The sequence below is a fragment of the Methylocapsa sp. S129 genome (assembly GCF_009765995.1).
Lineage (GTDB): Bacteria > Pseudomonadota > Alphaproteobacteria > Rhizobiales > Beijerinckiaceae > Roseiarcus.
Window position 1 is genome coordinate 138792 of record NZ_LMUI01000011.1, and the last position, 12683, is coordinate 151474.

Consider the following 12683-nt stretch of genomic DNA (forward strand, 5'->3'; position numbering starts at 1 on the left):
AAGTCCTCGATGTTCGCCAGCCGGCGGAAGCGGAAACGTCCTTGGGAATCAAGGATCTTGCGGATACAGGCTTTGCGGACCGGTTATGGTGTGGGCGCAGTCGAAATTGTCCCAGTGCAGATCATGGGGGACCCATGACGGTCGCTCCCCGCAGGCGTCGACCGGCGGCGCGCATATCGGGCAGACAAAGGCGCCGAAATTGTTGAGCACGGCCTCGCCGCCTCCCTTGAGCGTGACGACCGCGGCAAAGCCGCCATCTCGATAAACGAAGGCGCGCATGCGCCCGCTTTGGGCCGCGCCCGTCCAGCTATAGACGACGCGCGGCGTCTCGCTCTTGGTCTCGAACGCAATGATCCGGCCGCGCGCCCCAATGGCGTCCTGAAGGCCCTGAAAACTTCGCAGACCGCGCAGCCCGGCGACCCATTCGGCGGTGAGGGCGACGCGCGCCCGCGGCTCTCCGGGATCGACCGGCGGCCAATCGGCTGCTTGGCAACGGGCGAGCATGGCCGGGACAGCGAGGGCGGCGATCGCCGCTATCGCGGCTCGGCGAGTCCTGGCCACCATCCGCCGCCTTCCCCGTTAACCCGCCGCTGTCTCGACCGCGTCGTCGCCCTCGCTTGCCGCGGGCGCCAGTCCGGCGGTCGTCCGGCGCCGCTCCAGCCCGCCGGCGCGCAACGTCTCGACCTGCAACTCCCCCTTCGCCTCGAACAATTCGGGCGCGACCACAACCTCTCCATCGACCATCTTCACGCCGAGCATCGCATAGGCCGCCGACAGCATGCGCGCCGCCGAGCCGGTGTACCAGGACCAGCCGCCGCGCCCATCATGGCCGTAGCCGTCGTAAATGTCGGCGGGTTGCTGGTTGGGCGCGAGGCCATAGCGCGCGAGATTGTCGGGATCAGTCTTTTTCAGCGGCGATATCTTCTCGAAAATCGTGAACGCCCGCGCCATCAGGCCGGCGGCGCCCGCCGCATCGCCCGTGGCGCGCGCTTCTTCCGAAAGGCGCACGAAACCGTCGATGATCCAGGATGCGCCATGGCTGTATTGGCCACCGTTTTCGCGCACGCCGGGCGGATAATCGGCGATGCGGCCGGGATAGGGCGTGCTGTGTTCGAAGAACGGTTTTTCCAAGAGCAGGATGCGATTGGCGCGCTCGATGCTCTTGAGGCCGCCTTCGATGGCGGCGATTCCGCGCGCATGATCGACGGCGCCCGAATAGGCCGGCCATCCCGTCGTCATCGCATTGGGCATATCAAGCGCTTGGCCGCTGTCGGCGAAATCGAGCGCGTAATGCGTTCCCTGCCAGCCGACTTCCAACGCGCCGCGTAAGGCCGCGCGGGCGCTCTCGCAGCGTTCGGCGAAGGCGGGATCGCCCTTGGCCTCGGCCAGCGGAATGAAGCGCGTCAGCACGTCATAGAAGAAGAAGCCCATCCAGACGCTGGTGCCGCGCCCTTCCCTGCCGAGCGCATCGATGCCGTCGTTCCAGTCGCCAGCGCCCAGCAGCGGCAGGCCGTTGGCGCCGAGATGGCGCAGCGTATAGTCGATCGCGCGGCGGCAATGTTCATAGACGTCGCCGCTTTCACGCGACGCGCGCGGCGCGATCACCCAGGTGTCCTCGCCATCGGGCGCGCCGGGCCCTTCGAGATAGGAGACATTCTCGTCGAGCACGCCCTTATCGCCGGTCGCCGCGACATAGCGCGAGAGCACATAGGGCAGCCACAGATGCGGATCGCTCGCCTTGGTGCGCTGGCCAAGGCCGGTCTCGCCATTGGGCGCGCGATGCCACCATTTCAGCACATCGCCTTCAAGGAATTGCTGGCCGGCGTGCAGCACGATCTGTTTGCGGGCGAGGCGCGGCTCGATGAAGATCAGCGGCAACACATCTTGCAATTGATCGCGATAGCCGAAGGCGCCGCCGCGCTGATTGGGCCCGACGCGGCCAAACAGGCGCGCCGCGATCGTCTGGTAAGGCAGCCAGGTGTTCACCAGTCGGTCGAAATCGGGGCGGTTGGTCGTGACGCGAACTTTGCCCAACACCTCCGCCCAATGGGCGCGGGTCGCGGCAAGATGGGCTTCGACATCGGCAACGCGCGCCGCGCGGGCGGCGTTGAGCGCAAGGATGCGATCGGACGCCTGGCCCATTACGATCGCGATCGTCGTCTGCGCGCCGGGCGCGATTTCGATGTCGCGCGAAAAGACCGCGACCCTGCGCCCATCGTCGTGCTGGGAAGCATCCGCCGCTCCTGTCTCGACCATGACCGGCGATATGATATTGCGCCCCGCCCCGCCGAAGAACCGCGTGCGGATGGTCTCCCTGGTCGGGTCGAACAGGCTGGTCGCGGCAAAGGCGATTCCGCGCTGAAAATCGTTCTTCGGATTCTCAAACATCAGGACGTCGTCGACGATCGTCGTCTTGATAATATCCCTGGTGTTGTTGGCGTCCTCGCCAAGCACGATGTCGAAGAACGGCGTCACGCGCAGGCGCAAATTCTTGTCGCCAAGGTTGCGCAGCGTCAGCAGCCGCATGTCGCCGGGATAGTCGGGCGGCACGAACACGCAATAATCGGTGGCGAGCGCGCCGCGCGTCTTGCGGAATGTCGCGACGCCCGGCTCGAAGACGACATCATGGGTCGCGTCCTCGCGCTGGAACGGCGCAAAGCCCGGCGCATCGACTTCGCCCGTATCGAGATCGTGGATGTAGATCACCTGGCCCGGCTGCGGCGTCGTGACGCTGTCGAAGCGGAACGGCGTCAGGCCGTTTTGCTGCGCATTGCCGAAGAAGGAATAGACCGCGCCATCATTGGCGACGACGACGCCGGCGCCCTGCTCATTGGCCATCACATGCGCCCAGGGACGCGGCGTCCGATGAGTCAGACGAAACTCGGCGCCGTCAGGGGAAAACGAGAAGGGCCAGCGGCTGTGCAGGGCGAATGTCGGCTCGACCGAACGGCTGTGATAGATGCGGCTCGCAAGGTCGGGATCGGCGATCGGCGCGAGATCGAGGCGGCGCGCGATAAGGTCCGCCGCTTCGCGCTCATTGTCGGCGCGCCCGGCGATGAATTCGATCTCGGCGACGCCATGGGCGCCGAGTTCGACTTCCAGCGTGAGGCTCGCGGCCGGATCGAAGCTCCAGAGCTTGCCTTCGTCGTCGGTCTTGCGCCAACGCAGCGCGCCAATGCCCGTCGGATGGGCCAGCGAGCCCTCGCCGATGAAACGCGCACGCGAATCCTCGTAGCCGACCAGCCGAACGCCCTCAGAACCCGGACGCACCGCGAAAAACGCCATCTCGCTGCGTCCGGCGCGCGGCGATCGCAACAGGCGGTTGCGCGCGAAAATCGCGTTCAATTGCGCGATGAAAAACGTCTCGACATGCATGCCGGCAAAATCGAGATCGCGCGCATAGGCGCCCGTTTCATGCGCCGCGATTTCGGCAAAGCTCGTCACGCGCAACCGGCGCGCCCGGCCCGACTTTTCCGCAAGCCGCACACGCCATGAAACGACGGCGTCGCGCGGATCGGGGCCGATTTCCACCTGCGCGTCGACGCCGCCGATTTCATTGCCGATGATCAGGCCGTTGCGCCCCGATTCCTCGACGCGATAGCTCTCCGCGCGGCGCACCGGCTCATAGCCGATCGACCAGGGCGCCTCGCCTTCTTCGCTGATGTAAAAGAACTGGCCGCGCGACTGCAGCGGGTCGAGCGGGCGGCGCGTCAGATCGATCGCGAAACTGTCGCGCGCCGCGCCCATCACAAAGGCCGCGCCGCGCCCGTCGCGCTCAAGGTCGACGCCGACCGCGCCATTGTTGAAAGAAAAGCTGCGCGGCAATGCGCTCAGCGCGTCGGGCGCGCCGGCGAGCGCGGGGCCCGCGACGCCGCGTTTCTCACGCGCGCGGCTGGCGATGACGAGCGCGACGAGAGCCATGACAATCCCCGCGATTCCATAGGCGACAGCCATCGCGCGCACCGCGCCGGGCAAGGGGGCGCCGGTGTTGCGCAAAGTCTCGGCGCCGGTCCAGGCCTTGTCCCAGTCGGCGCCGCGCGGAATATAGAAGGGGATCAGCAGCGGCGCCCAGGTCGAAAATCTGCGGATGCCGTCCGGAATGACGCGCGTGCGCTGGGCATGGCCGAGGAAACGGCCGGCCGCCTCATCCGCGCGATCGCCGCCGACAAACGTGAGGTTGACCAGCGTCGCGACGCGCAAGCCCATATTGTCGAACCAGATCAGCACGCGCAGCCAGTCATAGGCGAGCAGGCCGAGAAAGACCGTGAGGCTGAAGGCGCGAAAGTCGGCGCTGGGCATGCCGATATCGGCGCCGATCGAGACCAGCGTATGCACCGCGCCGTCCTGATTGTACCAGGTCGGATCGGGCGACTGGCGCAAGAAGGAATTGATGACCGGCGACATCCACAGACCCCAGCGCATCACACGCACCGTCTGCGCGAAAAGGCCCTCCAGGCCTTGGCCGCTGAGCAGTCCCTTGATGGGCCGCAGGCTGCGCTCCACGAGCGCCGAAAGCAGCACGAAATTCACGCCGAATAGAGGCGCGGCGATCGACCAGTTGATGACCCCGGCGAGTGATTCCGAATAGAACAGGCGCACGCCGCCCGCGACTTCGCCAAGGTTGACCTGGCCATATTTGCTGAACAGGGGATAGACATTGTAATCGCCGAGCGCGCGGCCGGTCAGCCGGTAATTCACATCGGCATAGGCCCAGAATTTTGCGACGACGACATTGATCTGCGCCGCGTCGAAATACCAGCCGAGCGCGCCGGCGACGAGGCCGCCGAGCAGGACTCCCAGGCCGTAGAGCCGCCATGTCTGCAGCGTGCGGCGCTCGCCCGACGCGATGCGCGCCGCATCGAAGACAAGATCGACGCCGCCATAAGCGAGCGCGCCGACGACGAACATCGCCAGGAACCGCGCGCCGCCGCTGGCGTCGCTGAGGCCGGAGGTCAGCGCCCAGGCGCCGCCGACGCCCGCGACGATTCCGCGCGCATAGGCGCGCGGATCGTGATAGTTCTTGCGCAAGCGGCCAAAGAACGGCGGCGTGCCGTCGGCGCTGCCGACGATAGTCTGAATGAGCGGATAGGCCAGGCCGAGCAGCGGCGACAGCCAAATCGCATTGGTCTTGGCGAACGCGACGAACGCCGGCTCGCGCAGGGGCAAGGCGATAGCAAGCAGAAGGAACATGAAGACGCCGCCGTAAATGGCGCCTTTGACGAATCCCGCGCGCCAATGGCCATAAGCAGCGCTAAAGGTCGGCGGCCTGCCGCCCAGGAAATCGAGCGTCAGGCCCGTCATGACATAGACGATCCCCCACAGCGGCGCCTGCGCGAGCGCGGCGAGAATCGCGCTGACGGCGATGGCGAGAAACGGCGCGCTGACGCTCTGCGCGAGATTGGCGATGAGAGGCGTCAAGGCGGCGAGCGCGGCGCCGAGCAGCATCAGCCCATGCAGCTTGAGATCGGTCGTCGGCCGGGTCGTCGCGATCGTCGAATAGGCGAGCAGCAACGCTTCGGCGACGACGAACAGCAGCGCCATGCGGCCGATGAACACCTGGCCCTGGAACGAGCGGGGAACGTCGGGGCTCAGCAGCGCGCCCAGTTCCTGCATATGCCAGTCGGCGCCCAGAACCATCACAAGGTTGAACAGGAACGGAACGGCGATGAGGCCCACAGCCTCGATCGCGCGCAGGCCGCGATGCCGGCTCAGCAGCGCGGCGAGTGAACCGCCGACATAGACGACGTAAGCGATCAAAGCGCCGGTGACGTTGAAATGGGGAACGTCGCTCCAGGGGCCGGGCAATTGCCAGAAGCCGATCGAATCGTTGCGCATCACGGCGAAGATGGCGAAAGCCGCCGCGTCGAGAACAATCTGCGTCGGCGACAACGGTCCCGACGTCAGAGCGCGGCGCCACAGCGCAAGACCCGCCGCGCCGGCCGGCGCCGCGAGGATCCACGACTGCAGGCTGACCGAAGCCCAGATTCCCATGGCGATCAACAACGCGCCCGCGACGATCGTCGCAAGCGGCATGCCCGGCCTTGTCGCGGCGGCTGAATTCATGTCGGCGTCTCCCGCGACTTGATTGGTCCATAGCGCGGCGAATCGCAAGTCTGGCGGCGCCGCGCGGCGGCCTATTGATGGGGACAAAGGCGCCCTTGGCATGGCGCCCGATGCGAAACGGTCCTTGCGCGCATTGGTTGCTTCAGCGCTTGGCGTGTCTCGGCGCGGACGCCGCATTACGCAACCCCTGCTCGTTGAACCGCGCGCGTGAGGCTTGCGTGAGGCGCCAATCTCTTGTCAACTCACATGGCGAACAGGCGCGACACCATTGTGAACGCGCCGAGGCCGAACCAATCGCGCCAGGCCCTAGGGAGGAAAGAATAATGCCGGAGATTGAAAAACGAACGATGGACAAGGTCACCTGGCGCCTCGTCCCCTTTTTGATGCTCTGCTATTTTATCGCCTATCTCGATCGCGTGAATGTGGGCTTCGCCGGCGGCTCGATGAGCAAGGATCTCGGTCTGACCGCCGCCGCGTTCGGCGGCGCGGCGGGCATTTTCTTCATCGCCTATTTCTTCTTTGAAGTGCCCAGCAATCTCGCGCTCGACCGATTCGGCGCCAGATTGTGGATCGCGCGCATCATGCTGACATGGGGCCTGGTCGCGGGCGCGCAGGCTTTTGTCGTCGGCGAATTCAGTCTGAATATCGTACGCCTTTTGCTCGGCATGGCCGAGGCGGGGTTTTTCCCCGGGGTTATTTTCTTCCTGACCTTGTGGTTTCCGTCCGCCTATCGGGCGCGAATCGTCGGCTGGTTCATGTTCGCCATTCCGATCTCGACGGTGATCGGTTCGCCTATTTCCGGCCTCATCCTAAATCTCGAGGGCGTCGCGGGCCTGCATGGCTGGCAATGGATGTTTCTTATCGAAGCCGTGCCCGCAATCCTGATGACGCTGGCCGTTCTCTATTATCTGACCGATCGCCCCAAGGAGGCGCAATGGCTGCAGCCGCAGGAAAGCCAGTGGCTGCAGGACCGGCTCGACGCCGAGCGCGCCAATCGCGAGCGGCACGGGGCTTTGTCCTGGTTCCAATCGATGCTCGACGTCCGCGTCATCGCGCTCGGCTTCGTCTATATGGGCTGCAACATTCCCCAATACGGCCTCAGCTTCTTCCTGCCTCAAATCGTCAAGGGATTTGGCGACTTGAGCAATATCGAGGTCGGCTGCATCACGGCGTTGCCCTATGCCGTGGGCGCGGTCGGGATGCTGTTCTGGAGCCGCCATTCGGATAAGACGGCCGAGCGCAAATGGCATACCGTGATTCCGCTGGCGATCATCGTGGTCGGCCTCGCGCTCGCCGCTGTCATGCCGACGCCGCTGACCAAGATGATCTTCCTGTGTGTCGCGGGCTTTGGCTTCTTTGCCGTGCTGCCGGTGTTCTGGACGCTGCCGACGACCTTCCTGACCGGGACGGGCGCGGCGGCGGGCATCGCCGCCGTCAATTCGATCGGCAATCTCGGCGGCTATTTCGGCCCGCAGGTTTTTGGCAAGCTAAAGGACTACACAGGCAACGACTTCGCCAGCCTGATGTTTTTGGCCGCCTGCGCCATCATCGGCGCGGTCATCGTCCTCGTGCTCGGCCATAACCCTGCGCTCGAGCAGGCCGCCGCGCAGTCGGCCGGCGCGGAATAAGACGCTTCCCTTCTCCCGCAAAGCGGGAGAAGGTGGCCTCGCGAAGCGAGGTCGGATGAGGGCCTTTCGGCGTGATGGTTCTCTTTTCTCGCCGCGCCCAGCTTAACCGCTCTCATCCCAAGGCGAATGCACAGCATTCGTCCGCGACCCGACTTCGCCGGGCCACCTTCTTCCGCGGAGCGGGAGAAGGGAGTGGCGCCGTCGCGATAAATTCCAAAGGCCCCATGCCCAAGCCAAAACCGCCCACCGGCCTGTCCCATCTCGGTCATCTCTCCGCCCTGCCGGAGCACCCGCATGCGAGCATTCTGGAGCGCGTGCCGAACCCGCATCCCGATTCCAATTATGTCACGCGCTTCACGGCGCCCGAATTCACCTCGCTGTGCCCGGTCACCGGCCAGCCCGACTTCGCTCATCTCGTGATCGATTTCACGCCGGACCGCTGGCTGGTGGAATCGAAATCGTTGAAACTTTACCTCGGCAGCTTTCGTAACCACGGCGCTTTTCACGAGGATTGCACGGTGCGGATCGGCAAGGATCTGGCTGGGCTTTTGAAGCCGCGCTGGCTGCGCATCGGCGGCTATTGGTTTCCGCGCGGCGGCATTCCGATCGACGTATTCTGGCAGACGGGCGCGCTGCCCAAGGGCGTCTGGGCGCCCGACCAGGGCGTCGCGCCCTATCGCGGGCGCGGATAGCGGCGCTCAGGCCTCAGGCCGCCAGCCGCCGCCGAAATTCCCGCAGCTTGCCGCGCAATCTGGCGCCGGGGCTTTGCGTGCGGCCGGGGCCCGGCGGATGCAGCGCCAGCGCATAGGTGCGCGCCATCAGGAGATCGGCCATGGCCTGACGGTCCTTGATATGGGCGATTTCCGCAAAAGGAATAGCCGCGCCGATCGCCACCGGCAAAGTTGCGCCGATCCGCGTCTTCACTTCGTAAAAGAGCAGCGAGAGACGAAGCGTCTGGCTGACGTGGCTGGCGATCTGGAACAGCCGGCTGTTCTGCCCGCCGAACCAGATCGGCGCGACGGTCGCTTTCGAACGCTGGACGAGTTGGGCGACAAAGGGCTGCCAGGGCCCATCCATCGCCGGCCGGCGCCCCAGACGGTCGGGCGCGGTCGACACGCCGCCCGCCGGAAACACCACAACCGCGCCGCCCTTGTCGAGTTGAGCCCTGGCCGCCGCGCGGGAGCTGACGTTCATCGCGCGGGCATCGGGACTGTCTGAAAAGTCGATCGGCAGAACATAGTCCCGCACTTCTGCGGCGCGCATCAGAACCGCGTTGGTCAACACAAGGAAATCAGGCCGCACCTTCTGCACGAGCCATGAAATCACCAGCCCGTCGAGCACGCCGTACGGATGATTGGCGACAAATACGGCCGGGCCTGTGCGCGGCAGCCGCGCCAGCGCCGCCTCGTCATAGAGAACGTTCAGCGCCAAGGAGCGCACCGCCGCCGCCCAAAAGCTTTCGCTCGGGCGGGGATAGCGCTGATTGTCGAGATAGAGACGTTTCAGGGCCGGCTGTCCGGTCGCCTTTTCCACCAATCGGATCAGCCTGCGCTTGACGGGCGGATCGGTCGGCGCGGCGTAGCTGAACAGAAAGTCGTCCATGGGAATCGGATATCCCCGGCGCATGACTGAATAATGACGCCGCGCCAGCGCCTTGTATGCCATAGCGGCTCGGCTGTCGAACTTCCTATCGGCGAATCTTGGCCAGTCGGTCGAACGCCATGAGTTCGGCGATCAGCGCCTCAAAATCGCGCAACGGCACCATATTGGGCCCGTCCGAAGGCGCATGGTCGGGATCCTGATGGGTCTCGATGAACACGCCGGCGACGCCGACCGCGACGGCCGCGCGGGCCAGCACCGGCACGAATTCGCGCTGGCCGCCCGATGAGGCGCCCTGCCCGCCCGGCTGCTGAACCGAATGCGTCGCGTCGAAAATGACCGGAGCGCCGGTGTCGCGCGCCATGATCGGCAGCGCGCGCATGTCGGAGACCAGCGTATTATAGCCAAAGCTGACGCCTCGTTCCGTCACCAGCACATTGGCGCCGCCGGCGCCCGCCACTTTGGCGACGACGTGCTTCATATCCCATGGCGCGAGGAACTGGCCTTTCTTGACATTCACCGCCCGCCCCGTGCGCGCCGCCGCGATGAGAAGATCGGTCTGGCGGCACAAGAACGCCGGGATTTGCAGGACGTCGACCGCTTGCGCGGCCAGCGCGCATTGATCGGGTTCGTGGACGTCGGTCAGCACGGGAAGACCCAGGCTCTCGCGAATTTCAGCGAAGATCGGCAGAGCCTCCTTCAAGCCGATTCCGCGCTGGCCGGAGCCCGAAGTGCGATTGGCCTTGTCGAAGGATGTCTTGAACACGAGGCCGAAGCCGAGTCTGGCGGATATCGCTTTCAGCGCGCTCGCCATCTCCAGCGCATGGGCGCGGCTTTCGAGCTGGCAGGGGCCGGCGATCAGCGCGATTGGCAGATCCGCGCCAAAGCGCACGGCGCTGGCGCCGCGGCCGACCTCGACGATTGGATTGTTATGCATGAAATCTCGCAAGCCCCGATTCTCTTCTTCTCCCGCTTTGCGGGAGAAGAAGAGAGGAAGCAAGTCTTACTCCTGCACCGCAGCCAGCGGCTGGGCGGGGATGGCGGTCGCCATCGGGCCGGGGCCGGCGCCGTCGCGCTGGTAAATGTCTTCGCGGAACTGGACGACGCCATCGGGGGTCGCCCAGGCGGTGACATAGACCCAATAGACATTGACCGGCGACGACAAGGTCACGTCCTGACGCTGACCGGAGCGAATCACTTCATCGATCTGATCGCGCGACCAGCCCGGCGTGTCCTTGAGCAGCCAGGCGACATAGTCGCGCACGTCCTGCACGCGCACGCAGCCCGAGGAGACGAAGCGGAAATCGTCGCCGAAAATGCCCTTCGACGGCGTATCATGCATATAGACGCCGTAAGGATTGGGGATGTTGACGCGCACGAAGCCGAGCGAATTGATGTCGGCGCCGGTGTCCTGGCGATATTTATAATTGGTCGCGTCAAGCGAGTTCCAGTTGATCGACTGCGGAGAAACCTCCTGCCCTTCCTTGTTGAAGACGCGGATCTTCTCTTCGGTCAGATAGCTCGGATCCGCCTGCATCTTGGGGATCAGGTCCTTCTTGATGAGGGAAGGAGGCACCGTCCAGAAGGGGTTGAAATTGATCTGCGTCGCCTTGGCCTGCATGATCGGCGACTGACGATCGATCTTGCCGACGCCGGCGGCGTGATGCGAATAGACGACGCCATTCTCGACGGTCTCGACGGCCGCCGCTGGAATGTTCACCATCACGAAGCGTTCGCCCAGATTGCCGGAAAAGGCGCGCAGACGAACGATATTGGTCTCCAATTGCCGAAGCCGCGCCTCCGCCGGAATATTAAGCTCGGTGAACGTCTGTTCGTTCACGATTCCCGTCTCGCCCTGCCCATGGCGCGCCTGGAACCGCTTGACCGCGGCCTCGACGAAGGAATCGAAAACCGGGCCGGTCCCGGCGACCGAATCAAGGTCGCCCGACACGACAAGCCTTTGCCGCAGCGCTTGCACCGCCTTCGATTTCACGCCGATTCTCAATTCGGCGCCGGCCGGCACCGCATTCCAGCCGCCGCGCGCAACGATGCCCTGATATTGCTGGATGGCGGCCTCGGTCGCGGAGAGCGTCGCCGCCGACAAGACGGGGGTCGTTTCGCGACTGACCGCGAGACGTTCGGAAGTGTCGTAGCTTTGCCGCCATTCGGCCTGCGGCTCGCGCAGGCCGTCCGCCTGCTGGGCCTGAGCGCCTGAACCCAGGAAGGCCGCGAGCGGCCCCGCCAGAACGCCAAGTGCTGTTGCCGAAAGGAACGCTCGGCGATTGACGCCCGGAAATTTGAGTTGGTTCATAGACAAGGCAGGCCCCAGTTAAAGTTTTGCACCGTATATTCCTGAATTTGCGCACGCCCGAAATGACGCCGGGCCCCCGAACTGGAGGCCTCGCTGGTCGGCTGCAGGTTGAATTTCAATCGCCCCGACGCCACGCTGAAGGAATATCACGTCCAGCGTTAACAGGAGCCGAGCAGTCGGGCGATTTTATGGCTTCGCGCGCCCGAAAGCGCGCCACGCGCGCAATCACAAAGAGTTGCGGTCCCTTAGGACGAGGCCATGCCAGGAATTGTTCTGGGCAAGCGCGTCGCTGAAGGCGCAGCTCGGGGGGCCAAATATTATCGATCTCTCCGGGCCGGAGCGCAGGTCGCAATCCGGCTCCCCGCCCCCGCCAAGCCCCCCGTCGTCTTCACAAACGGTATTTGATCTGATCGGTCCAGAAGCGCTCAAGGCGCGCCAGGGACTGGTTCATACGGGCAAAGTCATCCGTCAGGACGCCGCCGATCTGTTCGACCGTCGTCGCATGCTTTTCGTAGAGCCCCGCCACGATCTTATGCACATCCTCGCCCTTTTCCGTCAGGCTGATGCGAACCGAACGGCGATCGATGCGCGAGCGCGCATGGTGCAGATAGCCCATCTCGACCAGCTTCTTGACGTTATAGGAAACATTTGAGCCGAGATAATAACCACGGGTGCGCAACTCCCCCGCGGTGAGCTCTTTATCGCCAATGTTGTACAGCAATAGCGCCTGCACGGCATTGACGTCGGAGCGGCCGCGACGGTCGAATTCGTCCTTGATCACGTCAAGGAGGCGACGATGCAGGCGCTCGACCATCGTAAGCGCTTCGAGATATACTGGACGAACCTCGGCAATTCGTTCTGAACGGCTCACAACTTCTTCTGATTTAGCAACGTTTCTCATAGCACACCCACTTGTTCGACTGTCCCCGGCCGACTTTTATATTCGGTCCGTCTATGAGGTGAACTATAACGTTAGGCCATGAAGACGAGTTTAAAAGTCAGGATGAATCCGAGGTTTACTTGTTTGGGTAAATTTGATCTAAATCCAAGGCTTTGTTTACTTTGCTAAATTCTTAAAGATA

Annotated in this window: 8 protein-coding genes; 2 read left to right on the forward strand and 6 right to left on the reverse strand. The window is 64.2% G+C overall.

Translation table 11 applies throughout. The annotated features are described in order from the left end of the window. Positions 1 to 48: 48 nt before the first annotated feature. On the reverse strand, positions 49 to 564 hold the full coding sequence (locus GSQ90_RS03120; RefSeq protein ID WP_158813205.1) for a hypothetical protein: 516 nt from the start codon (positions 562 to 564) through the stop codon (positions 49 to 51). A gap of 15 nt (positions 565 to 579) precedes the next feature. Then, positions 580 to 6063 (reverse strand): GH36-type glycosyl hydrolase domain-containing protein, encoded by a 5484-nt coding sequence (locus GSQ90_RS03125; RefSeq protein WP_158813207.1) that lies wholly within the window; start codon positions 6061 to 6063, stop codon positions 580 to 582. Positions 6064 to 6386: 323 nt separating this feature from the next. On the opposite strand from GSQ90_RS03125, the gene GSQ90_RS03130 reads away from it, so the two are divergent. Together GSQ90_RS03130 and queF are read left to right on the forward strand one after the other, a co-directional pair. Next, complete coding sequence (locus GSQ90_RS03130) at positions 6387 to 7691, forward strand: MFS transporter (RefSeq protein ID WP_158813209.1); 1305 nt, start codon at positions 6387 to 6389, stop codon at positions 7689 to 7691. Positions 7692 to 7915: 224 nt separating this feature from the next. Further along, entirely contained in the window at positions 7916 to 8383 is a 468-nt protein-coding gene (gene queF / locus GSQ90_RS03135) for a preQ(1) synthase (RefSeq protein WP_158813211.1), read from the forward strand. A gap of 13 nt (positions 8384 to 8396) precedes the next feature. Here queF and GSQ90_RS03140 read toward each other — a convergent pair whose 3' ends face one another. The 4 genes from GSQ90_RS03140 to ldtR form a co-directional block, all read right to left on the reverse strand. Next, a complete protein-coding gene (locus GSQ90_RS03140) occupies positions 8397 to 9293 on the reverse strand; it encodes a lysophospholipid acyltransferase family protein (protein WP_158813213.1) in 897 nt (298 codons plus the stop codon). An 85-nt stretch (positions 9294 to 9378) separates the two neighbouring features. Next, positions 9379 to 10227, reverse strand: a complete 849-nt coding sequence (kdsA, locus tag GSQ90_RS03145; protein ID WP_158813215.1) for a 3-deoxy-8-phosphooctulonate synthase — start codon at positions 10225 to 10227, stop codon at positions 9379 to 9381. A gap of 66 nt (positions 10228 to 10293) precedes the next feature. Next, complete coding sequence (locus GSQ90_RS03150; RefSeq protein ID WP_158813217.1) at positions 10294 to 11601, reverse strand: murein L,D-transpeptidase; 1308 nt, start codon at positions 11599 to 11601, stop codon at positions 10294 to 10296. Between the two features lie 388 nt (positions 11602 to 11989). Further along, a complete protein-coding gene (gene ldtR, locus GSQ90_RS03155; RefSeq protein WP_158813219.1) occupies positions 11990 to 12502 on the reverse strand; it encodes a transcriptional regulator LdtR in 513 nt (170 codons plus the stop codon). Between the last annotated feature and the right edge of the window lie 181 nt (positions 12503 to 12683).

Excerpts from the sequence above, each read along its gene's own strand:
- GSQ90_RS03120 (WP_158813205.1), bottom strand. The coding sequence starts at position 564 with ATGGTGGCCAGGACTCGCCGAGCCGCGATAGCGGCGATCGCCGCCCTC.
- GSQ90_RS03125 (WP_158813207.1), bottom strand. The coding sequence starts at position 6,063 with ATGAATTCAGCCGCCGCGACAAGGCCGGGCATGCCGCTTGCGACGATC.
- GSQ90_RS03130 (WP_158813209.1), top strand. The coding sequence starts at position 6,387 with ATGCCGGAGATTGAAAAACGAACGATGGACAAGGTCACCTGGCGCCTC.
- queF (WP_158813211.1), top strand. The coding sequence starts at position 7,916 with ATGCCCAAGCCAAAACCGCCCACCGGCCTGTCCCATCTCGGTCATCTC.
- GSQ90_RS03140 (WP_158813213.1), bottom strand. The coding sequence starts at position 9,293 with ATGGACGACTTTCTGTTCAGCTACGCCGCGCCGACCGATCCGCCCGTC.
- kdsA (WP_158813215.1), bottom strand. The coding sequence starts at position 10,227 with ATGCATAACAATCCAATCGTCGAGGTCGGCCGCGGCGCCAGCGCCGTG.
- GSQ90_RS03150 (WP_158813217.1), bottom strand. The coding sequence starts at position 11,601 with ATGAACCAACTCAAATTTCCGGGCGTCAATCGCCGAGCGTTCCTTTCG.
- ldtR (WP_158813219.1), bottom strand. The coding sequence starts at position 12,502 with ATGAGAAACGTTGCTAAATCAGAAGAAGTTGTGAGCCGTTCAGAACGA.